Here is a 26,744-nt window from a genome sequence, read left to right on the forward strand (position 1 = left end):
TAGCAGGAACCAACAAAAATGCGATAAATAACAGACCACTGATTAGCAGAAAGGTATCCGAAAATGCCATAGTTTGCGCCTCCCTCAGCATCAATTGACTCAATAATTTGGTTGAAGCCAGTATTTCCGATGTCTGGTCACTTCCACTGCGATTAAAAAACAAAGCACTTCTGGAAATGAAGTCATTCACCGTATGGGGAACAGAAACCATTTTTTCACCCATTCTCGAAAAATGAAAATTAGTTCGATTATTGAGAATAGAGCCACACAGGGCAATACCAATCGCGCCCCCAAGATTACGTGTTAAATTAAATACACCAGAGGCTAACTTCAGCCGTTCTTTTGGAATTCCCCCCAGCGTTAATGTTACGATGGGGGCCATCGCAAACTGCTGCGAAATCCCTCTAATTGCCTGTGGAAACAGTAACTCCTGCCATCCCCATTCGTGGGTTATAGGGGTAAAAAGATACATTGAAAACACAAATCCACCCAGCCCCGCCATCAACAGCCATCGCAGATTTATTTTTTTACTTAACCAGAAGTAAAAGGGAACAGAAAATAACTGGAAAATACCTGTTGTGCAAACGGCAAAACCTATCTCTTCGGCATTTAATCCGCGAACCTGCCCCAAAAACACAGGTATTAAATATACAGTAGAGAATATCCCAACCCCTCCAGAAAAAGAAAAAAAACATCCCAGCGTGAAATTTTTATCCTTAAAAGCATGAAGATCCATTATCGGATTGGATATTGTAAGTGTACGCGCAGCAAATAAAATAAAACTCACCAATGCCAGAACTGATGTCAGCAAAATAGTATTATCATCCAGCCATCCCCAGCGCGCTCCTTCTTCAAGGGTATATTCCAGACATCCCAGTGTCATGGCCAACAGGATAATACTCGGATAATCAGCAACTTTCAGTAAAGAGAGATCAGGTTTATCAAAATTAACCAGAAAAGGAATACTCAAAACTAAATATATGCCAGGTAATATATTGATATAAAATAGCCATCGCCACTCGAGGTTATCAGTGATCCAGCCCCCCAGAGTTGGCCCTAGCGTCGGTGACAGTGAGGCCAGCGCACTGACTACCGCAGCAGCCAACCCCAACTCTTTACCCTGGTAATAAATAAACGCCGTCGTGAAAACTAAAGGGATCATGGATGCGCCAGCCGCTCCCTGTAAAGCACGAAACAAAATCATGATCTGAATATTCCATGCAAGTCCACACGCGATACTCATTAAAGTAAATATTCCCGCGGATAGAGTAAAAAGCCAACGAGTGGAAAATACCCGTGACAGCCACCCAGAGAGCGGAATAACAATAATCTCAGCAATTAAATAGCTGGTCTGAAGCCAGGCCATTTCGTCTTTACCTGCGGACAGACCACCACCTATTTCATTTAGGGATGACGATACAATTTGAATATCAAGCTGAGCAATAAATAATCCTATACACATACTGGCGAAAGCAATATGTTTACGCATAGACATCATCTCTCATCAACACTGACGGTGACGGACAGTCCCGGGCGAAGAAGTTGCTTTAATTCCTTTGCGTCGTCAAATGCAATCCGTACCGGGACACGCTGAACAATTTTGGTGAAATTGCCAGTGGCATTTTCTATCGGAATCAAGCTGAAACTGGCTCCTGTCGCTGGGGAAAGGCTTTCAATGTGACCGTGAAACACTTCCCCTTTGAGAATATCAGCACGGATCTCAGCCTTCATTCCTGGCTTCATTCCCGCTATTTGGTTTTCTTTATAATTTGCATCAACCCACAACTCACTGACTGGTACTAGTGAAACTAACGATGTGCCGCCTTCCACCCAACTGCCTGTATGGGCGCTGCGGTTTGCGACAATGCCATCAATCGGCGCACGAACAAGGGTATATTCCAGATCCAGTAGTGCCTGAGTCAAAGCGGCCTGAACTTCTTCGATACTTGCACGTACGTTTTCTTCCTGAGCAGATAAAACTGCCAGCCGTTGCTTCTCCACCATGAAATCGTTCGCGGCTTTGCGCTCCTTTGCTGCGACCTGCTGGTAGTCAAACCTGGCGTTATCAATAATTTGTTGCGATATTGCCGCTGATTGTGCGAGTTTTTCATAACGTTCAGTATCTCGCAGGCGCTTTTGCTCCTCATGTTTTACTGCCTGCCATGTTTCACTGGCACTTTGAATTATCGACTGCTGCATCGCAATAGTGGCTTGAATGCTTTCGAGATTGGCTTTGCTACTTTTTATTTTTGCCTCAAGCCTGGCGACATTTGCACGATAATCCCGATCATCGAGACGCAGGATAATATCGCCTTTTTTTACGCTCTGATTATCGCGCACCTCTATAGCAGAAATATAACCAGAAACTTTACTTGCTACCGTGGTGATATTACCACCAATGTAAGCATCATCCGTCGTCTGTATAAATCTTCCTTTGCTTACCCACCAGATAAAAAAGACAACGCCAGCCAAAATAATACCGATCGCTACCACCCCAATAAGCTGTTTTTTAGAAATTATCATCACTCTTTACACCGTATATATCCGGAAACTTGCATTCGTCATATTTAAAATTTAACATGGCTTATTTGATGATTTCTGACAAAATACCTACTGTAAATGACAATCACACTGCAACCCAAAGCATCACCAGGGCATCACATTATCGGACTGGATTCGGAACATCTGAATGGAGGCACAGTTCCCTGGCATAAACATCTCTATGCCCAGTTGCTTTACCCGGCTGAAGGAGTCGTTCGTGTATGGGCTGGAGAAAGCGTCTGGCTAGTGCATGCCAGCAGCGCGCTTTGGCTGCCCCCACAAATGCCGCATAAGTTTGTTGCGACAGGCAACGTACTTTTAAAAACCGTACTGGTTTCAGAAGCGGAAAGTGAAACGCTGGGAAAAGTTTGCTTCATGACGGGTATTTCACCCCTGTTAAGGGAATTACTAATTGCAATTAACCAACTTCCACCGTCGCAAAGTACCACAGATAAACAACAGTTACGTTTTTCAGCCCTCGAGACACTGATACTTCAGGAAATAAAAATGGGGGTGAAAATGTCACTTGAACTCCCTTGGCCAAATGATGAGCGGCTACAGCAGCTTTGTGAGAATTTGCTAAACAACCAAGGTTATCTGCCAACACTGGATAATCTAGCGGATAAAATTAACGTCAGTAGCCGTACACTCATGCGCTTATTTGTTAAAGAGACGGGATTAACATTTCGCCACTGGGTTCAGCAAATGCACGTTATTTCTGCAGTGACGCTTCTTGATGATGGATATTCGTTGACCAAAATTGCCCATCGTCTGGGCTATGCCTCAGCTGAATCGTTCGGCAATATGTTTAAGCGTCGAACGGGCTACTCGCCCGGTAAATTTACTCGTCGATTAACGATGCATGATTATGCAATCACAAGACAAATGATTTAACTTATATTTTCGTGAAATCTGTCACTGAAGAAAATTGGCAACGGATGGGTAAAACCGTTATAACACTGTCACCGGTCACCAGGACCCCAGGCCGGATTTAAGACGAGGATGCACTGCTGTGTGTACTGTAGAGTCTGGCGGATGTCGACAGACTCTATTTTTTTATGCAGTTTTAACTTTGCAGATAGCCGCATTCTCGCCGAAATTGCGTGATTAATGACGCGGTCAGTGGTGTCTGGCGACTATCACGCCGCTGAATCAAATAATAGGTCGCTTTCGGTAAAATTTCGCTAACCGGCAACATCACCAGCCCCTGTCCGTGCAAGGGATCGCAGCCCATTTCTTCAGGTAGTATGCTGAGAAAATCGCTTTTTGCCACCAGACTGATACAGGCTGAGAACGTCTCGCAGACTACGCCGACCTGTGGCGTTTGCGCCTGATCGTCAAGCAATTCACTCAAGTGTTTGTAGTAGCTGCCGTGTGGCGTCGGCATTGTCCAGCTGTAGTCCAGTAACTGTTTGATCGAACGGGCACCAATGGCGGGATGTCCCGGGCGGCAAAAGATCGCGAATTGCTTTTCCAATAATTTCTCAAAAGTAAATTCGTGGTCGTAGGGTCCCTGATAATAGGTATTGATGGTGAAATCCAGTTCCCCCTGGCGCAATTCATTAATCATCGATACCAGTTGCCCTTCCATAATGCGTACTTTTACCTGCGGATGCTGCTGATGAAAACGAGATATGACAGCTGGCATCAGACTGCGGGAAATACTGGCCCCCATGCCGATATTAATTTGCCCAGCCAGTTGCCCTTGTCGTTGGCGAATATCCTCTTGCGCTGCGCGCAGCTCTTCAAGAATAAGACTGGCGTGCTGATAAAAACTTTCACCGGCATCAGTTAACGTCACGCCTTTACTACGGCGAAAAAAGAGTTGTGCCGCCAACCCTTCTTCCAGCTCCTGAATAGATTTACTCAGTGCCGGTTGCGACATATTCAACATTCGGCTCGCTCCGCGAATGCTGCCCTGACGAGCCACTTCAACAAAAGCCCGAATTTGATGAATTTTTACCTGAAAAGCCATGACGCCACCGATAACCGTTATTTATCAGACCAAAGAAACTGGCATCTACTTTAATGCAGATGATTGTGTCAGGGTAATTTATGAACGGTTAAAACTGTGAAAAATCAGTTAGTGATAAGTAAAAACTATCGCTACGTGAACCGGGTCACACTTTTTACTGATGACGGGAAAGGTTATGGAGTCTTTGAATCAATTTATTAATTCGCTTGCCCCAAAATTATCGCACTGGCGACGTGATTTTCACCACTATGCAGAGTCTGGCTGGGTGGAATTCCGCACTGCCACCCTTGTTGCGGAAGAATTGCACCAGCTCGGTTATTCACTGGCGCTGGGCCGCGAAGTAGTTAATGAAAGTAGCCGGATGGGATTACCTGATGAATTCACTCTACAACGCGAATTCGAGCGCGCTCGTCAACAGGGTGCGCTAGAACAATGGATTGCGGCTTTTGAAGGCGGTTTCACTGGCATCGTCGCTACCCTGGATACCGGTCGCCCCGGTCCGGTGATGGCTTTCCGTGTCGATATGGACGCGCTGGATCTCAGTGAAGAACGGGATGTCAGCCATCGCCCCTATCGCGACGGTTTTGCGTCATGTAACGCCGGAATGATGCATGCCTGTGGTCATGATGGACATACCGCCATTGGGCTTGGGCTGGCGCATGCCCTTAAACAGTTCGAGTCCGGACTACATGGCGTCATCAAACTGATTTTTCAACCTGCAGAGGAAGGTACGCGTGGCGCGCGGGCGATGGTCGATGCAGGAGTAGTGGATGATGTTGATTATTTTACTGCCGTGCACATTGGCACTGGTGTACCTGCGGGCACAGTAGTGTGCGGCAGTGATAATTTTATGGCAACCACCAAATTTGACGCGCACTTCACCGGGACCGCCGCTCACGCAGGCGCAAAACCAGAAGACGGTCACAATGCCTTGTTGGCGGCAGCACAAGCAACTCTTGCACTGCATGCAATCGCCCCGCACAGCGAAGGCGCTTCCAGAGTAAACGTGGGCGTTATGCAGGCAGGAAGCGGTCGTAATGTTGTTCCCGCCTCAGCGTTGCTGAAAGTGGAAACACGCGGGGCCAGCGACGTCATTAATCAATATGTTTTTGACCGTGCACAACAAGCGATTCAGGGCGCAGCAACCATGTATGGTGTCGGCGTTGAAACTCGTCTGATGGGTGCAGCTACCGCCAGTTCTCCTTCGCCGCAATGGGTCGCATGGTTGCAAAGTCAGGCAGCTCAGGTCCCGGGGGTCAATCAAGCCATTGAACGTGTTGAAGCGCCTGCGGGTTCCGAAGATGCCACATTAATGATGGCCCGCGTGCAGCAACATCAAGGGCAAGCCTCCTATATGGTGTTTGGCACACAGCTGGCGGCAGGTCATCACAACGAAAAATTCGATTTTGACGAGCAGGTTCTCGCTATTGCCGTCGAAACGCTGGCGCGCACCGCGCTCAATTTTCCCTGGACGCGAGGTATCTGATGCAGGAAATCTATCGTTTTATCGACGATGCGATTGAAGCCGATCGCCAACGTTATACCGATATTGCCGATCAAATCTGGGATCATCCAGAAACACGTTTTGAAGAGTTCTGGTCAGCGGAGCATCTGGCTTCGGCGCTGGAGTCTGCAGGCTTCACCGTTACCCGCAACGTAGGCAATATCCCAAATGCCTTTATTGCTTCGTTTGGTCAAGGCAAACCGGTTATCGCCCTGCTGGGGGAATATGACGCCCTGGCAGGTTTAAGTCAGCAAGCAGGTTGCGCGCAACCTACATCCGCGACGCCCGGTGAAAATGGTCACGGTTGCGGACACAATTTGCTGGGAACCGCCGCCTTTGCCGCAGCAATAGCCGTCAAGAAATGGCTGGAACAATATGGGCAATGCGGCACGGTGCGCTTTTATGGTTGTCCTGGCGAAGAAGGCGGCTCGGGTAAAACGTTCATGGTCCGCGAGGGGGTATTTGATGATGTGGATGCGGCACTCACCTGGCACCCGGAAGCCTTTGCCGGTATGTTCAATACCCGCACGCTGGCAAACATTCAGGCATCATGGCGCTTTAAAGGGATCGCAGCACATGCCGCGAATTCCCCTCATTTGGGACGCAGCGCCCTTGATGCCGTAACGTTGATGACCACTGGCACCAACTTCCTCAACGAACATATTATTGAAAAAGCGCGCGTACACTATGCCATCACAGATAGCGGCGGGATCTCGCCCAACGTGGTCCAGGCGCAGGCAGAAGTGCTTTATCTTATCCGCGCCCCCGAAATGACCGATGCGCAGCATATTTATGATCGGGTCGCCAAAATCGCCGAAGGTGCGGCATTGATGACCGAAACCACGGTTGAATGCCGCTTCGACAAAGCCTGTTCCAGTTATCTCCCGAATCGCACCTTAGAAAATGCCATGTACCGAGCCCTATCCCATTTTGGTACCCCGGAATGGAACTGCGAAGAACTGGCTTTTGCGAAACAAATTCAGGCTACGCTCACCCCCAACGATCGGCAAAACAGTCTGAATAATATCGCTGCAACCGGTGGCGAAAACGGCAAGGCTTTTGCACTACGTCATCGTGAAACGGTACTGGCGAATGAAGTCGCTCCATATGCCGCCACCGATAACGTGCTTGCGGCATCGACTGATGTCGGCGACGTCAGTTGGAAACTGCCTGTTGCCCAGTGTTTCAGCCCCTGCTTTGCCGTCGGTACCCCGCTACATACGTGGCAACTGGTTAGCCAGGGGCGAACATCTATTGCTCATAAAGGAATGCTGCTGGCGGCGAAAACTATGGCAGCAACCACACTTAATCTCTTCATTGATTCAGGGCTATTGCAAGAATGCCAACAAGAGCATCAGCAAGTTACGGACACGCAACCGTATCACTGCCCTATCCCGAAAAACGTGACACCGTCACCTTTAAAATAACAACAACAACGCAAACACAACAAACGAGGAATGCCCATGAGTATGTCATCCATACCGTCGTCCTCCCAATCCGGGAAGCTCTATGGCTGGGTCGAAAGAATTGGTAACAAGGTTCCCCATCCTTTTTTGCTCTTTATCTATTTGATTATCGTACTCATGGTTACGACGGCAATTTTGTCGGCCTTTGGCGTCAGTGCGAAAAACCCGACCGATGGTACGCCGGTGGTCGTGAAAAACCTGCTCAGTGTGGAAGGATTACACTGGTTTTTACCCAATGTTATTAAAAACTTTAGCGGTTTTGCTCCACTTGGCGCGATCCTGGCGCTGGTTTTAGGTGCCGGTCTGGCGGAGCGCGTCGGCTTACTGCCAGCGTTGATGGTTAAAATGGCATCGCATGTTAATGCCCGCTACGCCAGTTATATGGTGCTGTTTATTGCTTTTTTCAGCCACATTTCTTCCGATGCGGCGTTAGTGATCATGCCACCGATGGGTGCACTGATTTTTCTGGCGGTGGGCAGGCATCCAGTTGCAGGTTTACTGGCTGCCATTGCAGGCGTAGGTTGCGGCTTTACGGCTAATTTACTGATTGTCACAACCGACGTGTTGCTGTCGGGGATCAGCACGGAAGCGGCGGCTGCGTTCAATCCGCAAATGCACGTCAGTGTAATTGATAACTGGTATTTTATGGCCAGCTCCGTAGTCGTACTGACGATTGTTGGCGGCCTGATAACCGACAAAATCATCGAGCCACGGTTAGGTCAATGGCAGGGAAACAGCGATGAGAAACTGCAGACATTGACCGAAAGTCAGCGTTTTGGTTTACGCATAGCAGGTGTCGTATCGCTACTTTTTATTGCTGCGATTGCGCTGATGGTGATCCCGGAAAACGGGATATTGCGCGATCCGATTAATCACACCGTGATGCCATCACCCTTTATTAAAGGTATCGTGCCACTGATCATTCTTTTTTTCTTTGTGGTCTCGCTGGCTTATGGCATCGCTACCCGCACAATTCGACGTCAGGCGGATTTACCGCAATTAATGATTGAACCGATGAAAGAGATGGCGGGATTTATCGTGATGGTTTTTCCCCTCGCCCAGTTTGTCGCCATGTTTAACTGGAGCAACATGGGGAAATTCATCGCCGTGGGGCTGACCGATATACTGGAAAGTTCAGGGCTTAGCGGCATCCCGGCGTTTGTCGGTCTGGCGTTGCTTTCCTCTTTCTTATGCATGTTTATCGCCAGCGGTTCCGCAATCTGGTCGATTCTGGCCCCCATTTTCGTACCGATGTTTATGCTACTTGGCTTTCACCCGGCATTTGCGCAAATCCTCTTTCGTATTGCCGACTCATCCGTATTGCCTTTAGCGCCGGTATCTCCTTTTGTTCCACTGTTTCTTGGATTCCTGCAACGCTACAAACCAGACGCGAAACTGGGTACTTACTATTCGTTAGTTTTGCCCTATCCACTTATCTTTTTGGTGGTATGGCTGCTGATGTTGCTGGCGTGGTATCTTGTCGGTCTGCCGATAGGTCCGGGGATTTACCCACGTTTGTCTTAAGAGAGAACGGATGCTGAGATTACTTGAAGAAAAAATTGTCACGCCACTGGGTCCACTGTGGGTGATTTGCGATGAGCAATTTCGCCTGCGGGCGGTTGAATGGGAAGAGTACAGCGAACGCATGGTGCAGCTGCTGGACATCCATTACCGCAAAGAAGGCTATGAACGCATTTCTGCCACCAACCCAGGTGGTTTAAGCGACAAGCTTCGTGAATATTTTGCCGGTAATCTTAGCATTATTGATACGCTTCCCACTGCCACAGGGGGGACGCCATTTCAGCGCGAAGTCTGGAAAACACTACGCACTATCCCCTGCGGGCAGGTAATGCATTACGGCCAACTGGCTGAACAATTGGGCCGCCCCGGTGCGGCGCGTGCCGTTGGTGCGGCAAACGGATCGAATCCCATCAGCATCGTCGTACCTTGCCATCGGGTTATTGGCAGAAACGGTACCATGACCGGATATGCAGGCGGAGTTCAGCGAAAAGAGTGGTTATTGCGCCACGAAGGTTATCTTTTGCTGTAAACATTAAACAATTTGTGCCAGCTTGTTCACACTTTTATGTAAAGTTACCCTTAACAACTTAAGGGTTTTCAAATAGATAGACATATATTTACATCTAATATCGGAATTCTCTGCTGTTAAGGTTTGCTTAGACTTACTTGCTCCCTAAAAAGATGTTAAAATTGACAAATATCAATTACGGCTTGAGCAGACCTATGATCCCGGAAAAGCGAATTATACGGCGCATTCAGTCTGGCGGTTGTGCTATCCATTGCCAGGATTGCAGCATCAGCCAGCTTTGCATCCCGTTCACACTCAACGAACATGAGCTTGATCAGCTTGATAATATCATTGAGCGGAAGAAGCCTATTCAGAAAGGCCAGACGCTGTTTAAGGCTGGTGATGAACTTAAATCGCTTTATGCCATCCGCTCCGGTACGATTAAAAGTTATACCATCACTGAGCAAGGCGACGAGCAAATTACTGGTTTCCATTTAGCGGGCGATCTGGTGGGATTTGATGCCATCGGCAGCGGTCATCACCCGAGCTTCGCGCAGGCGCTGGAAACCTCGATGGTATGTGAAATCCCGTTCGAAACGCTGGACGATTTGTCTGGTAAAATGCCGAATCTGCGTCAGCAGATGATGCGTCTGATGAGCGGTGAAATCAAAGGCGATCAGGACATGATCTTGCTGTTGTCGAAGAAAAATGCCGAGGAACGTCTGGCTGCATTCATCTACAACCTGTCCCGTCGTTTTGCCCAACGCGGCTTCTCCCCTCGTGAATTCCGCCTGACGATGACTCGTGGCGATATCGGTAACTATCTGGGCCTGACGGTAGAAACCATCAGCCGTCTGCTGGGTCGCTTCCAGAAAAGCGGTATGCTGGCAGTCAAAGGTAAATACATCACCATCGAAAATAACGATGCGCTGGCCCAGCTTGCTGGTCATACGCGTAACGTTGCCTGATTTTTCCGCATAACTCACTATCCTTCTGTCATATCATTAAATTTTTCTGATTTATTGATCTGGCAGAAGGTTCATCACTGTTTCATTCACCAGATATGGGTTAATCTTTTAATTACAAACTGCGTTGACAGTTGTTGTAAGGAGACCCTGTATGGCTATGTATCAGAACATGCTCGTTGTTATCGATCCTAACCAGGACGACCAACCAGCATTGCGGCGAGCTGTTTATTTACATCAACGGATTGGTGGCAAAATTAAAGCCTTTTTGCCGATCTATGACTTCTCATACGAAATGACCACCCTGCTCTCTCCGGACGAACGTACCGCTATGCGTCAGGGCGTCATCAGCCAGCGTACAGCCTGGATCCACGAGCAGGCAAAATATTATCTCAATGCTGGCGTTCCCATTGAAATTAAAGTGGTCTGGCATAACCGTCCTTTCGAAGCCATCATTCAGGAAGTGATCAGCGGCGGGCACGATTTGGTGCTAAAAATGGCGCACCAACATGACCGTCTGGAAGCGGTGATTTTTACGCCAACGGACTGGCATCTGTTACGCAAATGCCCAAGCCCGGTGTGGATGGTGAAAGACCAGCCGTGGCCGGAAGGGGGTAAGGCGCTGGTGGCGGTGAATCTCGCCAGTGAAGAGCCGTATCATAATGCGCTCAATGAAAAACTGGTCAAAGAGACGATCGAACTGGCGGAACAAGTCAACCATACCGAAGTTCATCTGGTTGGCGCTTATCCGGTAACGCCAATTAATATCGCGATTGAACTGCCGGAATTTGATCCGAGCGTTTATAACGATGCCATTCGTGGGCAACATTTGCTGGCAATGAAAGCCCTGCGGCAGAAATTCGGCATTAATGAAAACATGACGCACGTAGAAAAAGGTCTGCCAGAAGAGGTGATTCCTGATTTGGCGGAGCATTTACAGGCGGGGATTGTGGTTCTGGGCACGGTCGGACGCACCGGTATTTCAGCGGCATTCCTCGGCAACACGGCGGAACAGGTGATTGATCATCTTCGCTGCGACCTGCTGGTCATTAAACCTGACCAGTATCAGACACCCGTTGAACTGGATGACGAAGAAGACGATTAACGACTCTTCAATAACTGACAAGGCCCGAGTTATCGGGCCTATTTTTTACTTACTGCTCTTCGCCGCCAAGAAAATAAATTCCCAACGGGATTGCCAGCAACACAGTAAAGACCAGGCTATAAACAAAAATCATCGATGACTGAATCACATACATTGATGTCGTCCACTCAGACAGCGGAATATTGTACTGTTCTATAACGCCGCCGATGGTCGCGCGAGTCACAACCGACGCCGCAATAATGAAAACCGCCAACAAACCAAAGAGAAATTTCTTCCCTTTCGCTGACTTCAGTTTCGCCATAATCATGATGTAATCCTTGTGCAGACAAATTTCTTGTTACCTAAACGTAACAATACCATGACATTTTACCGTTGTCTGCTCTGAAAACCTCACCTCTTAGCTGGATTTACAATCAACGCATTGATTAGTTAGCTAATGTTGCTACTTCCTTCCCTGACTATTGATGATCTGAATGAATTGTCGCGGTAAAATAGCCCCGCCAGGGGTTTCCGGCATGACGACAATTATCTGGAGGAGCCTGATAAAACAATGATCGCTGAACTGTTTACAAATAATGCGCTTAATCTGGTCATTATTTTCGGTAGCTGCGCAGCATTGATTCTGATGAGCTTTTGGTTTCGCCGCGGAAATCGTAAAAGAAAAGGGTTTTTATTCCATGCGGTGCAATTTTTAATCTACACCATAATTATCAGTGCTGTTGGTAGCATCATTAATTATGTTATAGAAAACTATAAACTCAAATTTATCACCCCAGGCGTTATCGATTTTATCTGTACGTCCCTGATTGCGGTTATTCTGACGATTAAACTATTTCTGCTGATAAATCAGTTTGAAAAACAGCAGATTAAAAAAGGTCGCGATATCACCAGTGCGCGGATTATGTCGCGTATCATCAAAATCACCATTATTGTTGTGCTTGTTCTGCTTTATGGCGAACATTTCGGCATGAGCCTTTCTGGCTTGTTGACCTTTGGTGGTATTGGTGGTCTGGCTGTCGGTATGGCCGGTAAAGATATTTTGAGTAACTTCTTTTCCGGGATTATGCTCTATTTCGACCGTCCTTTTAGTATTGGCGACTGGATCCGTTCACCGGACAGAAATATCGAAGGTACAGTAGCGGAAATTGGCTGGCGAATTACCAAAATTACGACTTTTGATAATCGTCCGTTGTACGTACCGAACTCGCTGTTTTCGTCAATCAGCGTAGAAAACCCAGGACGAATGACCAACCGGCGCATTACCACGACCATTGGTTTACGTTATGAGGATGCGGCAAAAGTGGGCGTTATTGTCGAAGCCGTACGTGAGATGCTGAAAAATCACCCGGCCATCGACCAGCGACAAACCTTACTGGTTTATTTCAACCAGTTTGCTGACTCTTCATTGAATATTATGGTTTATTGCTTTACCAAAACCACGGTATGGGCTGAATGGCTTGCTGCACAGCAAGACGTTTATTTGAAGATTATCGATATTGTACAGTCACACGGCGCGGACTTTGCCTTCCCCAGCCAGACGCTGTATATGGATAACATTACACCGCCGGACCAGGGTCGCTAAATCAGACATCACTGGCGTTATCCACAAGGGTAACGCCAGCTCCCATCACATCAATGCTTCACAATATACATAGTCCGACTGTACGCCACATCTTCCGGGTTATTAATGGGATAACCTTTCAGCCACGGCTTGATTAATCGTCCATTGGTATATTGATAAATTGGTGCAATCGGTGCTTGCTCCATGAGGATTTTTTCTGCCGTATTGTAATCGGCATTACGCGCTTTAACGGTATTTTCCGTTGATGCCTGGGCCAGTACTTTGTCGTATGCCGGATTGTTAAAGCGTGAAATATTCCCGGAATGCGTTGACGTTAATAATGTCAGGAAAGTGGAGGGTTCATTATAATCCCCTACCCACGAGGCTCGGATAACATCAAAATTGCCGGTGTTACGGCTATCGATATAGGTTTTCCATTCCTGATTTTGCAATTTAACATCTACGCCAAGGTTCTTTTTCCACATCGATGCTACAGCAATCGCAATTTTTTGATGGTTTTCTGAAGTGTTATACAAAAGCGTCAGCTTCAGCGGTTTTTGCGGACCATAACCAGCTGCGCTCAACAAAGTTTTTGCCTGCGCATTCAGTTCTTCCTGACTCATTTGTTCAAACGGCGAAGGTTCCGGCGTAAATCCTGCAGTAACATCTGGTGTAAAATGCCACGCTGGCTTTTCGCCCGTCCCTAATACTTTTTCGGTCATCAGGCGGCGATCTATCGTCATACTTAATGCCAGGCGAACGCGCTGATCTGCCGTCGGCCCTTTTTGCGTGTTAAACGCATAATAATAGGTCCCGAGCTGCGGCGGCGTATAAACCTGCCCCGGAATATCCTTCAACAGCTTCTGATACATATTTTTCGGGAAGGATTCGGTGATATCAATATCCCCCGCGAGGTAACGCTTAGTGGCTGCGGATTCCTGATTAATTGGCAGGAAGGTCACTTTTTGCAGTACCGTTTTGGCGTTATCCCAATAATGGGTATTCGGCACCACGACCAGTTTTTCATTGACTACGCGCTCTTTAAGAACATAAGCGCCATTGCCGATCAGATTTCCGGGTTTCGTCCACTCTTTACTGCTTTCTACGTTGGCTTTTTGCACCGGGAAGAAGGCAAAGTTAGCGGTTAAATTCACAAACCACGGCAACGGTTTATCAAGCTGGATTTTCAAAGTATGGGCATCAACTGCGGTGACGCCAAGCTGGTCAGGCGTGGCTTTACCATCAATAATCGCCTGTGCGTTGTTGATTCCCGCCAGCGCGGCAAACCATGCAAATGGCGACAATGTTTTTGGGTCCACCAGACGTTGCCAGCTGTAGACAAAATCTTGCGCCGTTACCGGTGTGCCATCCGCCCATTTTGCGTTATCGCGCAGGGTAAAAGTCCAGATACGGTTGTCATTACTTTTCCACTGAGTCGCAACGCCGGGGACAATCTCCCCTTTCTCGTTCTGATTCACCAGTCCTTCAAACAGATCGCGAATGACCTGAATCTCCGGCAGGCCCACGGCTTTAGCGGGATCCAGCGACGCTGGCTCATCTTTAATGTGGCGCACCAGCTCCTGCTTCTCTGCCAGTACTGTGCCGCTCGGAACTTCAGCAGCATACGAAAGAGAAATGCTGCTGACCAACAGCGCACAACACGTGACTGAAACAGAGTGCTTCATAAGTTTCCCTCTAACCGACATTAAAATTGATGCGTAATTATTTGTTTCGCCTTAAAGAAATGCAAACAACTTCCATCAAAAAAGTGACAAAGGAAGCATCAAATGTTTTAAGTATCAATATATCAAATCAGATTTAGTGTAAATAATAGTCTCCAAAATGCGGTAAAGCACATAGAACTCCGAACACTACGTTCGGGCTTCGCACGTTCAAACCCGTTTTCGGTATCATAATCAGCATCTGTCGCCATTGTACGAAGAATAAAAAATAACCAAAACGTTGAAAGGAACTGAGAATACGTTAAGAGAAGAATTAAATTAATGTATCAGCAAGTAGTGCTAAACAGCACCTTTATACTTCAGCCTATCTATAAATAATGAGAATGCCGAGCCAGCATGTCGACGGTGTGGATAGTACAGGTGATAACCGGGTAAATCTGGTGTGAATTTATCCAAAACACGTATCAGTTTTTTTTCTTTAATAGCCCGCTCAACCTGATCATAAGGTAGATACGCCAATCCATGCCCATCAATTGCAGCATCAATGATCAGGTCTATCGTATTCAGTAAAAGCTGACCTTCCATGCGAACACGAACTTCACGTCCACCGCGTATTAATCTCCAGCGATTTGCTGTACCCGATGTGGGAAGATACAAATTAATTGCCTGATGATCTATTAATTGTGACACTGACGTTGGAGCACTTCGACGAGAAAAATAATCCGGTGAGCCAACAATAGCCATTGGTATATCTGGCCCGATTCGAATGGCGATCATATCTTTATCCATCTCCCCACCCAGACGGACGCCTGCATCAAAACGTTCAGAAACGACATCGGTCAAACCATAATCAATGGTAAGCTGGATATCAATTTCAGGATGCGATTTCAGGAATGTGCGCATAGCTGGTAACAATATCGTTTTTGCTGCATGTTCTACAGTAGTAATACGTATTGTCCCGGATGGGCGGTTCTGCAGATCGCTCAGGGATGTCAGGGCAGAATCTATGTCATGCAACATAGGGCCAAGAACAGACAAAAGATGCTCGCCCGCTTCAGTGGGTACAACGCTGCGCGTGGTTCGCGTCAGAAGCCGCAATCCTAATCGTTCTTCTATACGGCGCACTATCTGGCTTAAAGCTGACTGCGCCATGCTCAGGCGGGCTGCTGCGCGAGTGAAGCTACGCTCCTCTGCAACGACGACAAACGCCATCAGATCAGCGATTTCTTCACGCTTCATTCAGTATCTCCATACAATCTATTAATCATTTAAATGATAGGTCTAATCATGATTTAGGGTCTAATCAACTTAATGATCAATATCTATAGTGATATCACCAACCGTTAAAACGAACCGACAACTCCATGAGGAACGGAATGATGAATAATAAAGTCAGCTTCACTAACAGCAATAATCCAACCATCTCTTTGTCTGCAGTGATCTATTTCCCTCCAAAATTTGATGAAACCCGTCAGTATCCGGCAATTGTGGTATCTCACCCAGGTGGGGGCGTTAAAGAGCAAACGGCCGGAACCTATGCCGAAAAGCTGGCGGAAAAGGGATTTGTCACTATTGCTTATGACGCATCTTATCAAGGTGAAAGCGGCGGCGAGCCGCGTCAGTTAGAAAACCCATACATTCGTACTGAAGACGTCAGTGCCGTGATTGATTACCTGACAACGCTTTCTTATGTCGACAATACCCGAATTGGTGCGATGGGAATTTGTGCCGGTGCAGGATATACAGCCAATGCTGCAATTCAGGATCGCCGCATCAAGGCCATCGGTACCGTTAGTGCGGTCAATATTGGTTCGATGTTCCGTAATGGTTGGGAAAACAATGTGAAATCTATTGATGCCCTACCATACGTTGACGCGGGTTCAAACGCCCGAACCAGCGATATTAGCAGCGGAGAATACGCCACTATGCCACTGGCACCAATGAAGGAGTCCGATGCGCCGAACGAAGAACTGCGTCAGGCCTGGGAGTATTACCACACCCCTCGCGCGCAGTATCCAACAGCACCGGGTTACGCTACTTTGCGCAGCCTTAACCAGATTATTACCTATGATGCTTACCATATGGCGGAAGTGTACCTGACTCAGCCGATACAGATTGTGGCGGGCAGCCAGGCAGGGAGCAAATGGATGAGTGACGACCTGTACGATCGAGCATCAAGCCAGGATAAACGCTATCACATTGTTGAAGGCGCAAACCATATGGATCTTTATGACGGCAAAGTCTATGTGGCTGAAGCAATTTCAGTATTAGCTCCGTTCTTTGAGGAAACTCTGTAATGAAACATATTCAAATCCGTAATAGTGATATGGCCTGGCATATTGCTGCCAACAATCTGGGAAAAGTTTCATGAAAAATGTACTGATTCTTGGTGCTGGCGGTCAGATAGCCCGCCATGTGATTAATCAACTGGCAGATAAACAAACCATTAAACAAACTTTATTTGCCCGTCAGCCAGCAAAAATCCACAAACCCTATCCAACTAATAGCCAGATTATTATGGGGGATGTACTGAATCATGCAGCACTGAAGCAGGCCATGCAGGGACAGGATGTTGTGTATGCCAACCTTACGGGGGAAGATTTAGATATTCAGGCAAATTCAGTGATTGCTGCGATGAAAGCCTGTGATGTTAAACGTCTGATCTTTGTTCTTTCCCTCGGTATTTATGATGAAGTTCCAGGAAAATTTGGCGAATGGAATAATGCAGTTATTGGTGAGCCCCTAAAACCATTCCGCAGGGCTGCGGATGCAATTGAGGCTTCTGGACTGGAATATACAATTCTTCGCCCTGCCTGGCTGACTGATGAAGATATTATTGATTATGAGCTTACCTCACGCAATGAACCATTCAAAGGTACGATCGTATCACGTAAGAGTGTCGCAGCATTAATTACAGATATCATCGATAAACCTGAGAAACACATTGGTGAGAATATAGGAATCAATCAACCCGGGACTGATGGCGACAAGCCATTCTTCATGTAAATCAATTATATAGCTACCATCGTACTGTACTATGTGCAGTACGATTTATTAAACTTATTAAGGTGAACTGATCAATCAGATGCGATTAACATGTGTAGAACCAGTAAGAATAAAATACGCCATGTATATAACATTACGACAATTCTAATATCTGCACATCAATGAAAATGCAAACAACTTCCGGCAAAAAAGTGATACAAGATCGATGACATAGCGTTGAAGAAAAGGATTTGATAATCCGCAAAATTTGCACAACACTGCCTGTAATACTTCCTGAACCAGAGACGATCATGACCGTAACCCGCCCACGCGCCGAACGCGGCGCATTTCCGCCCGGAACAGAACATTACGGACGTTCATTATTGGGCGCGCCGTTAATCTGGTTTCCTGCCCCTGCAGCCAGCCGCGAAAGTGGTTTGATTCTGGCTGGCACTCACGGTGATGAAAACTCTTCGGTCGTCACGCTCTCCTGTGCTCTGCGGACGTTGACACCTTCTTTGCGCCGTCATCATGTGGTGCTGTGTGTGAATCCTGACGGCTGCCAGTTGGGGTTACGGGCCAATGCTAATGGTGTGGATTTAAACAGAAACTTTCCGGCGGCGAATTGGAAGGAAGGTGAAACCGTTTATCGCTGGAACAGCGCCGCTGAAGAACGTGATGTCGTATTGCTGACAGGTGACAAACCTGGCTCCGAACCTGAAACCCAGGCGCTGTGCCAGCTTATACACCGCATTCAACCCGCCTGGGTGGTCTCATTCCACGATCCGCTGGCCTGTATTGAAGATCCCAGACACAGTGAATTAGGCGAATGGCTGGCCCAGGCGTTTGAATTGCCTCTGGTAACCAGCGTCGGTTATGAAACACCTGGCTCTTTCGGTAGTTGGTGTGCGGATCTCAACCTGCATTGCATCACCGCAGAGTTTCCACCCATCTCCTCCGACGAAGCCAGCGAAAAATATCTCTTTGCGATGGCAAACTTGCTGCGCTGGCATCCTAAAGATGCAATTCGCCCGTCGTGAACTGAAGCGCCGGTTCCACATCTACCGCCAGCCAGGTCGGTCCGTCAAGATCGACGAAACTGACCTGCGGCACCAGCGGTAAAGCGGCGCTAATGGCCCGAGAGGTACACAACATGCAGCCCAGCATCAGACGAAAACCTTGTGCACGCGCTTCAGTCGCCAGCGCCAGCGCTTCCGTCAGACCACCGGTTTTATCAAGCTTAATGTTAACCATCTCATAGCGCCCTTTCAGCGCCTTCAGATTGCTACGAGTATGACAACTTTCATCTGCGCAAATCGGTAACGGATGAATAAAATTCTCCAACACCGCATCGTCCTGCGCAGGAAGCGGTTGTTCAAGCATCACAACGCCTAAATCCGCCAATAGCTGGCAACGCGCCGCCAACCCTTCTGCACGCCAGGATTCATTTGCATCAACGATCAGCGTCGCATCGGGCACAGCGGTGCGAATTGCCACCATCCGCTCACTGATAAGATGGTTATCCAGCTTCACTTTCAGTAATTTCGCGCCTGCCTGCCAGAGTGTTGATGCACTATTGGCCATCTGATCAGGCGTACCGATGACTACCGTCTGTGCAGTGATAACTGTCTCGGGAAGCGTTATGCCGATCAAATCAGCCAGCGATTGCTGCTGTTTTCGCGCCGCCAGATCCCACAATGCACAATCCAGCGCATTACGTGCTGCGCCGGCAGGGAGAATTTTTTGCAACTCCTCCCGTGTCAGCCCTTTCTCTAATTGCGGCACGACGCTCATAATTTGCGCCATTACCGAGGCATCACTTTCTCCATAACGCGGATAGGGCGTGCATTCACCGGTGCCTTTAATACCCTCTTCTTCCAGTTCAACCACCACCACGCGCGCTTCACTGCGACTTCCCCGAGCAATCACAAACGGGGTATGTAAGGGCCAGGCTTCCTCAAATACCTTAACGGTTCTCATCTTTACTCCTTGTTGTCGCAGTGGTCTGCGGATTAAGCGCAAATAGCGTTTGCTGTGTTATTGACAGTTAGCATAAACTAGGTGTGACGTTAACTATATGTAAACAGGAAAGATAATCATGTCACAAACCGTTCATTTCCAGGGCAACCCGGTTACAGTCGCCAATTCCATCCCGCAGGCGGGTAGCAAAGCGCAGACTTTTACTCTCGTGGCAAAAGATCTGTCTGACGTCACCCTCGGTCAGTTTGCGGGTAAACGCAAAGTGCTGAACATTTTCCCGAGTATTGATACCGGTGTTTGCGCCGCATCAGTACGTAAGTTTAATCAACTGGCAACCGAGATCGACAACACCGTTGTGCTGTGTATCTCTGCCGATCTGCCGTTCGCCCAGTCTCGTTTCTGCGGCGCAGAAGGTCTGAACAACGTTATCACCCTCTCCACTTTCCGTAACGCTGAATTCCTGCAAGCCTACGGTGTGGCAATTGCTGATGGCCCACTGAAAGGTCTGGCAGCGCGTGCCGTTGTGGTTATTGATGAAAATGACAATGTGATTTTCAGCCAGCTGGTGGATGAAATCACCACCGAGCCGGATTACGAAGCAGCTCTGGCTGTACTGAAAGCATAAGTTAATATGCCTGATGGTGTTGCACCATCAGGCATATTCGCGCTTACTCTTCGTTCTTCTTCTGACTCAGACCGTATTCCCGCAACTTATTGGCAATCGCGGTATGCGAAACGCCCAGGCGTTTTGCCAGTTTGCGCGTGCTGGGATAATTGCGATAAAGCTGGGTTAATACCGAGCGTTCAAAACGGCTGGTGATTTCGTCCAGCGAACCTTCCATCGCATCTTCGCCCACGGCTACCGTTGCGGCGTCATAATCCGGTAACAAAATATCCTGTGGACGCAGCTCATAACCGTCCAGTTGTGTCAGTGCGCGATAAATAGCGTTCTTTAACTGCCGCACATTTCCCGGCCACGCATAACGCGTAAGTACAGTATTCAGGTCAGCGGCCAGTTTCGGACGCGGCACGCCCTGCTCGTCGGCAAAGCGGGCGACGAACAGCTCTGTTAACGGCATGATGTCCTGCGGACAGTCACGTAGCGGCGGCAGATTGAGCGTCAACACGTTCAGACGATAATAGAGATCTTCACGGAACACGCCTTTTTGCACCAGTTCGACCAGATTCTTCTGCGTCGCGCAAATCACCCGCACATCGACATGCACCTCATGGTCTTCGCCAACCCGACGGAAAGTGCCATCATTAAGGAAACGCAGTAATTTCGCCTGCATCCGTGGTGACATCTCACCTATTTCATCCAGCAGTACCGAACCACCGTTCGCCTGCTCAAAGAACCCTTTCTTCCCTTCCGGAGCATGACCAAACAGTTCACTCTCGACCGCATCTTCCGGGATAGAAGCACAGTTCAGCGCCAGATAGGGTTTGCCCGCGCGTGGGCTTGCCTGATGACAGGCATACGCAAAGAGATCTTTTCCGGTGCCGGTATCACCCGTAATCAGCAGCGGCGCGCTTAGCATCGCCAGTTTCTGCGCCTGTTCGACAACATGCTTCATTTTCGGGCTGACAGCGACAATTTGACTAAAGGCGCTGACGTCCTGGGCGGCGACATTTTGCAACTGACGGCCCATACGAATCGTTGATCGCAACATCACCACCGCACCGGTCAGGACGTGTTGATCATTTTCATCCTGAAGATAAACAGGCGTAATCTCCATCAGGAAATTCTGTCCATTAATAACGACATGCTCGTTATGGGAATCCTGCGGTTCGCTTTCCAGCCAGCGTAAAAAATTAAAGCCGTTAATCAATTGCGCGGCGGTATGGTTGCGCAGACGATCCAATTTTTGCCCAAAAAGCTGACAGCTCGCCGGGTTCGCCATATCCACTTTGCTTTTCATATCGACAGAGAGCACAGGTTCAGGCAACGCCTCCAGTAACGCGCTCAACGCCAGATGCTCACGTTCGGAAGGCATCCACGGGACAGTACGCACATCGGTAACACCTGCAATACGGCGTATTTCGGCCATCAGACTGCTGAAACTCTCGAACTCCAGTTCAGCAAAATTGAGGTAGATTCGCCCAATGGGATCAATCTCAATACCGCGTAAATCAATGCCTCTTAGCACGAGTAGATCGAGTAATTCGCGGGTCAGACCGAGTCGGTCTTCACAAAAGACTTCCAGACGCATGGGAACCTTCACCTGAAAAAAGAACAATTAATATGATGATATGACACTATTTGGATAGCAGGAAGGTTTCTGTCAACAATCATTGACACAAAGACGGAAAAACGGGCACTTCGGCGTAAAGATATCCGGTCAGCACCCGATATTGCATTATTTTTCGCTGGGCGTTTTGCCTTTTTGCAGCGTCTCTTTCACCTGACCGATAAGCTGACGACGGAAATCCCCGAGGCGAGGTTTGTCATCGTCAATCCACGGCAGAGGGCGGCAAAGCTCCATAGCTTTAATCCCCAGTCGTGCCGTCAGAAGTCCTGCACCAATCCCCTGAGCTGCCCGGGTAGACAAACGCGCAGCGAGATCTTGCGACATCCAGTCCATCCCCACTTCGCGCACCAGTTCGCTGGCTCCGGCGAAAGCGATATTCAGCAATACCAGCTTAAACAGGCGCAAACGGCTGTAATATCCCAGTTCAATGCCATACAGCGTGGCGATGCGATTGATCAAACGCAGATTGCGCCAGGCGATAAATGCCATATCCACCAGCGCCAGCGGGCTGACCGCAATCATCAACGTTGATTCCGCCGCCGAACGGCTGATTTCGCGCCGCGCCTGGGCATCTAAAACCGGCTGGACCAGATGAGCATACAGGCTGACCACTTCACGATCGTTTTGCGTTTCATGGATTGAGGCATACCAGCGTTGCAGTGCCGGATGCGACTGGTCGATGCCCGCCTGCTGCGCCAGTTTTTCGCAAAATGCGCGGCCTTTACCCGTGCCGTGACTGTGCAACAAATCGCGCGCTTCGTCGCGTTCATGGGCGCGCTGTCGCAAGCGCCATAAGCGCCGCCACTCTGTTACCACAGAACCTACGCCAGCGCCGATAATCAATGCCCCAGCGGCACATCCACCCAGCGCCACCCAGTCCTGAGTTTGCCAGGCGTTCATTGTCCACTGCACGCCCTGCCCGACAACGCTTGCGCCAAACAGAGCCAACCCGCCCATCACCATTTTGCGCCACAGGCTGCGTTTCGGACGTAACGCTGCGTCGATCACCGCTTCAACTTGCCCCTCTTCTTCCTGCGCTTCGTCGAGCGTGGCCGGGGCAAAATTTTGCGCCTGATTTTCGTCAAAGGTCTGCTGCGCCCTGAATTTTGGATTCTGATCGACCTCCAGTGGACCGTCGAAATCAATACGTGGTTTTAACGGTTCGGTCATCGCAATTTATCTCCTATTAAAAATTCCAGCGCAGCATCAAGACGAATATGCGGCAGCGGTTTGTCGACATCCATCACCTGCGGACGAAACGCCTCAAACTGGAAGCCTTGCTTATCCCAGAACGCCTGACCAGGTAAACGCGCGGGAACTTCGCCAGGATAAACCGTGAGCGGTGCGCCATCGCTGAGTCGATTACCGCGCAGCGCCGGGATTTTCTCACCGTTAACATCAATAATGCCGCTGGTGGTCGCCTGAACTGACGCCAGCCCCAGGCAATCCATGCTGATCCCTTCGAACGCCGCATTTTGCCAGGCATCCTGAATTAGTTGTTGCAGTAATGAAACCATATTGGCGTGCTGATCGATGGTCACATGGTCTGCTTTAGTGGCAGCAAACAATAGCTTATCGATAACCGGCGAAAACAAACGCCGGAACAGGGTTCGCTGCCCGTAGTGGAAACTTTGCATCAGCTGCGTCAGCGCCAGACGCATATCATTAAATGCCTGTGGCCCACTGTTGAGAGGCTGCAGGCAATCCACCAGCACAATCTGGCGGTCAAAGCGCAGAAAATGATTCTTATAGAACCCCTTCACCACTTTCTCGCAGTAATAATTAAACCGCTCGCGCAGCATTCCGGCATTGGTGTGCTTATCGGCCTGCGCCAGTTTGGACTCGCCCCAGGCATCGACATCCGGCCACGGGAAGAATTGCAGCGCGGGCGCACCTGCCATATCTCCCGGCAAGACAAAGCGCCCAGGCTGAATAAAGTGCAACCCCTGCTGTTTGCAGTGATGGAGATAATCGGTCCACGCGGCGGCAATGTCTGCCAGCCGGTTTTCGTCGGCAGGCGCTAGCGGGTCCAGCCCTTCGCACATCATTCGCCATTTCGCCGACCATTCGCCGCGCTGACCATTGAGTAAGCCCGTCATCTGGCGCGACCAGCTTAAATAGTCCTGCGCCAGCATCGGCAGGTCGAGCAACCATTCGCCGGGGTAATCCACAATTTCCAGATACAGCGTGGAGGTGTCCTTAAAGTGGCGTAGCAGCGAATCGTTCGATTTAAAACGTAACGCCAGGCGAATTTCACTGACGCCGCGCGTAGGCGTCGGCCAGGCGGGAGGATCGCCATATAACTGCGCCAACCCTTCATCATAGGTGAAGCGCGGAATGCCAAAGTCACGCTGGGGAATGCGTTTTACGCCCAGCAGGCGCTCTTCACGCACCGCACTTAAAAGCGGCAAACGTGCTCCGGCATGAATATTGAGCAACTGATTAACCATCGCGGTGATAAACGCTGTTTTGCCGCTGCGGCTAAGTCCAGTTACGGCGAGGCGCAGATGTCTGTCGACACCCCGATTCACCAGCGCATTAAGTTCATTTTTAAGTCGCTTCATTGCTGTCCTGTGCTGCTCTGAAGACCAGAAAAAAATCATTCGTAAGGATATGAATGTGGGGGCCAGGCCATTGATTATCAACTGCCCGTGTTGTCATCGACGGGCGAACTCCATAAGATGTGCAACATTCACGTTCGGACGGAGTTCCTGACCTATGTCCCCTACTATTTATGATATTGCCAGGGTTGCAGGCGTATCAAAATCCACCGTATCACGCGTGCTGAATAAGCAAACCAATATCTCCCCGGAAGCGCGCGAAAAAGTGTTACGGGCCATTGAAGAATTACAGTATCAACCAAACAAGCTGGCACGCGCGCTGACCTCTTCGGGTTTTGATGCCATTATGGTGATTTCTACCCGTTCGACCAAAACTACGGCGGGTAATCCGTTTTTCTCGGAAGTTTTACATGCCATCACCGCCAAAGCTGAAGAAGAAGGTTTCGACGTGATATTGCAGACGTCGCACAACCTGGCAGAAGACTTACAAAAATGCGAAAGCAAAATTAAGCAGAAAATGATTAAAGGCATTATTATGCTAAGTTCGCCAGCGGATGAGTCATTTTTTGCCCAACTCGATAAATATGATATTCCGGTGGTGGTAATTGGCAAAGTTGAAGGTCAATATGCCCATGTTTATTCTGTCGATACCGATAATTTTGGCGACAGCATTGCGTTGACCGATGCGTTAATTGAAAGTGGGCATCAAAATATTGCCTGCCTGCATGCTCCGCTTGATGTCCATGTTTCGGTTGACCGCGTTAATGGCTATAAGCAAAGTCTGGCTGCGCATAATATTGCAGTGCGTGATGAATGGATTGTTGACGGCGGTTATACCCATGAAACAGCCTTGCAAGCCGCACGGCAATTATTAAGCCAGTCGCCGTTGCCAGAAGCCGTATTTGCCACTGACAGCCTGAAATTAATGAGCATTTATCGTGCGGCAGCAGAGAAAAATATTGCTATTCCGCAGCAGTTAGCGGTGGTGGGTTATAGCAATGAAACACTGTCATTTATTTTAACGCCTGCACCGGGCGGCATCGATGTTCCGACGCAGGAGTTAGGGCAACAAAGCTGCGAGTTATTATTCCGCTTAATTGCCGGAAAACCGTCACCACAAAATATTACCGTTGCCACGCATATGTCGTTGAAATAAATGCATGCCGGATTTGGCGCTCGCACCGCATCCGGCAATTTAACCCATTATCAGAACGAGTAATTTACGCCGACACCTGCATAATGGAATTTATCGCTGTCGCCTTCGTCGTGATCCTGCCACTCAAACGCGTATTCCAGCGAAACGGAAAGACCATTCTGGAAATCATAACCGTAAAATAACCCCACACGGTTAAAATCATGGCCTTCACGTTCAATATCATCCTGCCAGTCCCAGTTACTCCAGCGATCCAGCCCAATGCGCGTATACGGCGTCACCGAGTGGTTGCCGAGCGTCAGCGGCAAATAGGCACGAATTTCTTGCGTGGAAAACTCACCGTTATTGCGGCTGTCGTCCATATTGAAGCCGCGCTCGAGATAATAGTTCACTCGCAAAGCAACCGTTTCGTTGAAGGTATATTGCAGACCTGTTTCCGTTTCGACTCGGGTATCAGCGTAACCGGTCGTGTTCAGATCGTTGGCAAATTTATACATCGATAACCAACCGTTGAAACGTAAATCGTCAGTCAGTTTCACATCCCAGTCTGGCACGATTTTCCAGCGCTGCATATTCGCCGTGTCTTTACCCGGTTCATCAACGTAGTGATAACCATAATTACGGAAACCGCCGGTCAGTCCGAAACTGAAATCATCGCTTTCGAGGAACTGATAATGCACCTCCAGCTCCGGGCGATCAAACCACGTTCCACGTTTACCCGCGCTATAATCTACCGGCCCTTCCTGATAATAGGCCAGAGAAATTCTCCACGGCCCGTTGGCGGCATTAAAATAGACAGAAGGCTCCGCAAGCCCATCCATATCTTCGCCATAACCCTCGACGTTTTCTATTTCGTACATCGCGCCGATATTAAAGTGCCAGTCGTTCTTTTCCTCGGCCTGTGCGCAGGCCATTCCCGCACACATCACCAGTGCGGTACAGGGTAATAACTTTTTCATTATTGTTCCTTGTATTATCCTGAGGGAAT

General features: G+C 48.7%; 23 protein-coding genes and 1 pseudogene. 13 read left to right on the forward strand and 11 right to left on the reverse strand.

The genetic code is table 11. The annotated features are described in order from the left end of the window. Window positions 1-42: 42 nt before the first annotated feature. A pseudogene (locus tag ACK8NJ_RS12670) lies at window positions 43-1,498 on the reverse strand (DHA2 family efflux MFS transporter permease subunit). Continuing rightward, window positions 1,495-2,523 carry an HlyD family secretion protein gene (locus tag ACK8NJ_RS12675; protein ID WP_000587190.1) on the reverse strand — a complete coding sequence of 343 codons (1,029 nt, stop codon included), beginning with the start codon at window positions 2,521-2,523 and terminating at the stop codon, window positions 1,495-1,497. Before ACK8NJ_RS12675 ends, ACK8NJ_RS12670 begins: the two are co-directional and overlap by 4 nt. 96 nt (window positions 2,524-2,619) lie before the next feature. Here ACK8NJ_RS12675 and ACK8NJ_RS12680 point away from each other — a divergent pair, with 96 nt between their 5' ends. After that, complete coding sequence (locus ACK8NJ_RS12680; protein ID WP_000156573.1) at window positions 2,620-3,435, forward strand: AraC family transcriptional regulator; 816 nt, start codon at window positions 2,620-2,622, stop codon at window positions 3,433-3,435. A gap of 172 nt (window positions 3,436-3,607) precedes the next feature. Here ACK8NJ_RS12680 and ACK8NJ_RS12685 read toward each other — a convergent pair whose 3' ends face one another. Next, window positions 3,608-4,516 carry a LysR family transcriptional regulator gene (locus ACK8NJ_RS12685; protein WP_000885449.1) on the reverse strand — a complete coding sequence of 303 codons (909 nt, stop codon included), beginning with the start codon at window positions 4,514-4,516 and terminating at the stop codon, window positions 3,608-3,610. Window positions 4,517-4,691: 175 nt separating this feature from the next. Between ACK8NJ_RS12685 and abgA the strand changes: the two genes are divergently transcribed. From abgA to uspE, 6 genes are all read left to right on the forward strand, one after another. After that, complete coding sequence (gene abgA, locus ACK8NJ_RS12690) at window positions 4,692-6,002, forward strand: p-aminobenzoyl-glutamate hydrolase subunit AbgA (RefSeq protein ID WP_411961675.1); 1,311 nt, start codon at window positions 4,692-4,694, stop codon at window positions 6,000-6,002. Continuing rightward, on the forward strand, window positions 6,002-7,447 hold the full coding sequence (abgB, locus tag ACK8NJ_RS12695; protein ID WP_411961676.1) for a p-aminobenzoyl-glutamate hydrolase subunit AbgB: 1,446 nt from the start codon (window positions 6,002-6,004) through the stop codon (window positions 7,445-7,447). Before abgA ends, abgB begins: the two co-directional genes overlap by 1 nt. A gap of 36 nt (window positions 7,448-7,483) precedes the next feature. Beyond that, a complete protein-coding gene (gene abgT, locus ACK8NJ_RS12700; protein ID WP_000062969.1) occupies window positions 7,484-9,010 on the forward strand; it encodes a p-aminobenzoyl-glutamate transporter in 1,527 nt (508 codons plus the stop codon). A 10-nt stretch (window positions 9,011-9,020) separates the two neighbouring features. Continuing rightward, window positions 9,021-9,536 carry a methylated-DNA--[protein]-cysteine S-methyltransferase gene (gene ogt / locus ACK8NJ_RS12705; RefSeq protein ID WP_000945046.1) on the forward strand — a complete coding sequence of 172 codons (516 nt, stop codon included), beginning with the start codon at window positions 9,021-9,023 and terminating at the stop codon, window positions 9,534-9,536. 194 nt (window positions 9,537-9,730) lie between these two features. After that, window positions 9,731-10,483 (forward strand): fumarate/nitrate reduction transcriptional regulator Fnr, encoded by a 753-nt coding sequence (gene fnr / locus ACK8NJ_RS12710; protein WP_000611911.1) that lies wholly within the window; start codon window positions 9,731-9,733, stop codon window positions 10,481-10,483. A 151-nt stretch (window positions 10,484-10,634) separates the two neighbouring features. Next, on the forward strand, window positions 10,635-11,585 hold the full coding sequence (gene uspE / locus ACK8NJ_RS12715; RefSeq protein WP_001262123.1) for a universal stress protein UspE: 951 nt from the start codon (window positions 10,635-10,637) through the stop codon (window positions 11,583-11,585). Between the two features lie 49 nt (window positions 11,586-11,634). Here uspE and ACK8NJ_RS12720 read toward each other — a convergent pair whose 3' ends face one another. Next, complete coding sequence (locus ACK8NJ_RS12720; RefSeq protein ID WP_000605090.1) at window positions 11,635-11,892, reverse strand: DUF2534 family protein; 258 nt, start codon at window positions 11,890-11,892, stop codon at window positions 11,635-11,637. Window positions 11,893-12,135: 243 nt separating this feature from the next. Between ACK8NJ_RS12720 and ynaI the strand changes: the two genes are divergently transcribed. After that, window positions 12,136-13,167, forward strand: a complete 1,032-nt coding sequence (ynaI, locus tag ACK8NJ_RS12725) for a low conductance mechanosensitive channel YnaI (RefSeq protein ID WP_000559899.1) — start codon at window positions 12,136-12,138, stop codon at window positions 13,165-13,167. Between the two features lie 50 nt (window positions 13,168-13,217). Here ynaI and mppA read toward each other — a convergent pair whose 3' ends face one another. Together mppA and pgrR are read right to left on the reverse strand one after the other, a co-directional pair. Then, the gene (gene mppA / locus ACK8NJ_RS12730; RefSeq protein ID WP_059328019.1) at window positions 13,218-14,831 is read right to left on the reverse strand and encodes a murein tripeptide ABC transporter substrate-binding protein MppA; all 1,614 of its coding nucleotides are present in this window, start codon (window positions 14,829-14,831) and stop codon (window positions 13,218-13,220) included. A gap of 336 nt (window positions 14,832-15,167) precedes the next feature. Continuing rightward, the gene (pgrR, locus tag ACK8NJ_RS12735) at window positions 15,168-16,067 is read right to left on the reverse strand and encodes a DNA-binding transcriptional regulator PgrR (protein WP_000817700.1); all 900 of its coding nucleotides are present in this window, start codon (window positions 16,065-16,067) and stop codon (window positions 15,168-15,170) included. A gap of 137 nt (window positions 16,068-16,204) precedes the next feature. Here pgrR and ACK8NJ_RS12740 point away from each other — a divergent pair, with 137 nt between their 5' ends. The 3 genes from ACK8NJ_RS12740 to mpaA all read left to right on the forward strand — a co-directional run bounded on the left by ACK8NJ_RS12740 (window position 16,205) and on the right by mpaA (window position 18,853). After that, window positions 16,205-17,125, forward strand: coding sequence for an alpha/beta hydrolase (locus tag ACK8NJ_RS12740; protein WP_000981716.1), 921 nt, complete (start codon window positions 16,205-16,207; stop codon window positions 17,123-17,125). Window positions 17,126-17,195: 70 nt separating this feature from the next. Beyond that, window positions 17,196-17,834, forward strand: coding sequence for an SDR family oxidoreductase (locus ACK8NJ_RS12745; RefSeq protein ID WP_000800186.1), 639 nt, complete (start codon window positions 17,196-17,198; stop codon window positions 17,832-17,834). Window positions 17,835-18,124: 290 nt separating this feature from the next. After that, window positions 18,125-18,853: a murein tripeptide amidase MpaA gene (gene mpaA, locus ACK8NJ_RS12750; RefSeq protein WP_000219122.1), complete on the forward strand. Its 729-nt coding sequence runs from the start codon at window positions 18,125-18,127 to the stop codon at window positions 18,851-18,853. Here the strand turns inward: mpaA and ycjG are convergent. Further along, on the reverse strand, window positions 18,828-19,793 hold the full coding sequence (gene ycjG, locus ACK8NJ_RS12755; protein WP_411961677.1) for an L-Ala-D/L-Glu epimerase: 966 nt from the start codon (window positions 19,791-19,793) through the stop codon (window positions 18,828-18,830). The two genes, mpaA and ycjG, sit on opposite strands and share 26 nt — an antisense overlap. Before the next feature lie 118 nt (window positions 19,794-19,911). On the opposite strand from ycjG, the gene tpx reads away from it, so the two are divergent. Beyond that, window positions 19,912-20,418 (forward strand): thiol peroxidase, encoded by a 507-nt coding sequence (tpx, locus tag ACK8NJ_RS12760; RefSeq protein WP_000084387.1) that lies wholly within the window; start codon window positions 19,912-19,914, stop codon window positions 20,416-20,418. Window positions 20,419-20,461: 43 nt separating this feature from the next. Here the strand turns inward: tpx and tyrR are convergent, their stop codons facing one another. The 3 genes from tyrR to ACK8NJ_RS12775 all read right to left on the reverse strand — a co-directional run bounded on the left by tyrR (window position 20,462) and on the right by ACK8NJ_RS12775 (window position 24,606). Continuing rightward, on the reverse strand, window positions 20,462-22,003 hold the full coding sequence (tyrR, locus tag ACK8NJ_RS12765; RefSeq protein ID WP_001306544.1) for a transcriptional regulator TyrR: 1,542 nt from the start codon (window positions 22,001-22,003) through the stop codon (window positions 20,462-20,464). A 147-nt stretch (window positions 22,004-22,150) separates the two neighbouring features. Then, window positions 22,151-23,212 carry a YcjF family protein gene (locus tag ACK8NJ_RS12770; RefSeq protein ID WP_000138723.1) on the reverse strand — a complete coding sequence of 354 codons (1,062 nt, stop codon included), beginning with the start codon at window positions 23,210-23,212 and terminating at the stop codon, window positions 22,151-22,153. Then, the gene (locus ACK8NJ_RS12775; protein ID WP_000825763.1) at window positions 23,209-24,606 is read right to left on the reverse strand and encodes a YcjX family protein; all 1,398 of its coding nucleotides are present in this window, start codon (window positions 24,604-24,606) and stop codon (window positions 23,209-23,211) included. Before ACK8NJ_RS12775 ends, ACK8NJ_RS12770 begins: the two co-directional genes overlap by 4 nt. 154 nt (window positions 24,607-24,760) lie before the next feature. Here ACK8NJ_RS12775 and ACK8NJ_RS12780 point away from each other — a divergent pair, with 154 nt between their 5' ends. Continuing rightward, on the forward strand, window positions 24,761-25,759 hold the full coding sequence (locus tag ACK8NJ_RS12780) for a LacI family DNA-binding transcriptional regulator (protein ID WP_001559042.1): 999 nt from the start codon (window positions 24,761-24,763) through the stop codon (window positions 25,757-25,759). 50 nt (window positions 25,760-25,809) lie between these two features. Here the strand turns inward: ACK8NJ_RS12780 and ompG are convergent, their stop codons facing one another. Further along, entirely contained in the window at window positions 25,810-26,715 is a 906-nt protein-coding gene (ompG, locus tag ACK8NJ_RS12785) for a monomeric porin OmpG (RefSeq protein ID WP_411961678.1), read from the reverse strand. Window positions 26,716-26,744 lie beyond the last annotated feature (29 nt).

Source organism: Escherichia sp. F1, assembly GCF_046764225.1.
Taxonomy (GTDB): domain Bacteria; phylum Pseudomonadota; class Gammaproteobacteria; order Enterobacterales; family Enterobacteriaceae; genus Escherichia; species Escherichia coli.

What these genes read in the sequence shown, in the direction of transcription:
- ACK8NJ_RS12675 (WP_000587190.1), bottom strand. Translation starts at nt 2,523, where the DNA reads ATGATAATTTCTAAAAAACAGCTTATTGGGGTGGTAGCGATCGGTATT.
- ACK8NJ_RS12680 (WP_000156573.1), top strand. Translation starts at nt 2,620, where the DNA reads ATGACAATCACACTGCAACCCAAAGCATCACCAGGGCATCACATTATC.
- ACK8NJ_RS12685 (WP_000885449.1), bottom strand. Translation starts at nt 4,516, where the DNA reads ATGGCTTTTCAGGTAAAAATTCATCAAATTCGGGCTTTTGTTGAAGTG.
- abgA (WP_411961675.1), top strand. Translation starts at nt 4,692, where the DNA reads ATGGAGTCTTTGAATCAATTTATTAATTCGCTTGCCCCAAAATTATCG.
- abgB (WP_411961676.1), top strand. Translation starts at nt 6,002, where the DNA reads ATGCAGGAAATCTATCGTTTTATCGACGATGCGATTGAAGCCGATCGC.
- abgT (WP_000062969.1), top strand. Translation starts at nt 7,484, where the DNA reads ATGAGTATGTCATCCATACCGTCGTCCTCCCAATCCGGGAAGCTCTAT.
- ogt (WP_000945046.1), top strand. Translation starts at nt 9,021, where the DNA reads ATGCTGAGATTACTTGAAGAAAAAATTGTCACGCCACTGGGTCCACTG.
- fnr (WP_000611911.1), top strand. Translation starts at nt 9,731, where the DNA reads ATGATCCCGGAAAAGCGAATTATACGGCGCATTCAGTCTGGCGGTTGT.
- uspE (WP_001262123.1), top strand. Translation starts at nt 10,635, where the DNA reads ATGGCTATGTATCAGAACATGCTCGTTGTTATCGATCCTAACCAGGAC.
- ACK8NJ_RS12720 (WP_000605090.1), bottom strand. Translation starts at nt 11,892, where the DNA reads ATGATTATGGCGAAACTGAAGTCAGCGAAAGGGAAGAAATTTCTCTTT.
- ynaI (WP_000559899.1), top strand. Translation starts at nt 12,136, where the DNA reads ATGATCGCTGAACTGTTTACAAATAATGCGCTTAATCTGGTCATTATT.
- mppA (WP_059328019.1), bottom strand. Translation starts at nt 14,831, where the DNA reads ATGAAGCACTCTGTTTCAGTCACGTGTTGTGCGCTGTTGGTCAGCAGC.
- pgrR (WP_000817700.1), bottom strand. Translation starts at nt 16,067, where the DNA reads ATGAAGCGTGAAGAAATCGCTGATCTGATGGCGTTTGTCGTCGTTGCA.
- ACK8NJ_RS12740 (WP_000981716.1), top strand. Translation starts at nt 16,205, where the DNA reads ATGATGAATAATAAAGTCAGCTTCACTAACAGCAATAATCCAACCATC.
- ACK8NJ_RS12745 (WP_000800186.1), top strand. Translation starts at nt 17,196, where the DNA reads ATGAAAAATGTACTGATTCTTGGTGCTGGCGGTCAGATAGCCCGCCAT.
- mpaA (WP_000219122.1), top strand. Translation starts at nt 18,125, where the DNA reads ATGACCGTAACCCGCCCACGCGCCGAACGCGGCGCATTTCCGCCCGGA.
- ycjG (WP_411961677.1), bottom strand. Translation starts at nt 19,793, where the DNA reads ATGAGAACCGTTAAGGTATTTGAGGAAGCCTGGCCCTTACATACCCCG.
- tpx (WP_000084387.1), top strand. Translation starts at nt 19,912, where the DNA reads ATGTCACAAACCGTTCATTTCCAGGGCAACCCGGTTACAGTCGCCAAT.
- tyrR (WP_001306544.1), bottom strand. Translation starts at nt 22,003, where the DNA reads ATGCGTCTGGAAGTCTTTTGTGAAGACCGACTCGGTCTGACCCGCGAA.
- ACK8NJ_RS12770 (WP_000138723.1), bottom strand. Translation starts at nt 23,212, where the DNA reads ATGACCGAACCGTTAAAACCACGTATTGATTTCGACGGTCCACTGGAG.
- ACK8NJ_RS12775 (WP_000825763.1), bottom strand. Translation starts at nt 24,606, where the DNA reads ATGAAGCGACTTAAAAATGAACTTAATGCGCTGGTGAATCGGGGTGTC.
- ACK8NJ_RS12780 (WP_001559042.1), top strand. Translation starts at nt 24,761, where the DNA reads ATGTCCCCTACTATTTATGATATTGCCAGGGTTGCAGGCGTATCAAAA.
- ompG (WP_411961678.1), bottom strand. Translation starts at nt 26,715, where the DNA reads ATGAAAAAGTTATTACCCTGTACCGCACTGGTGATGTGTGCGGGAATG.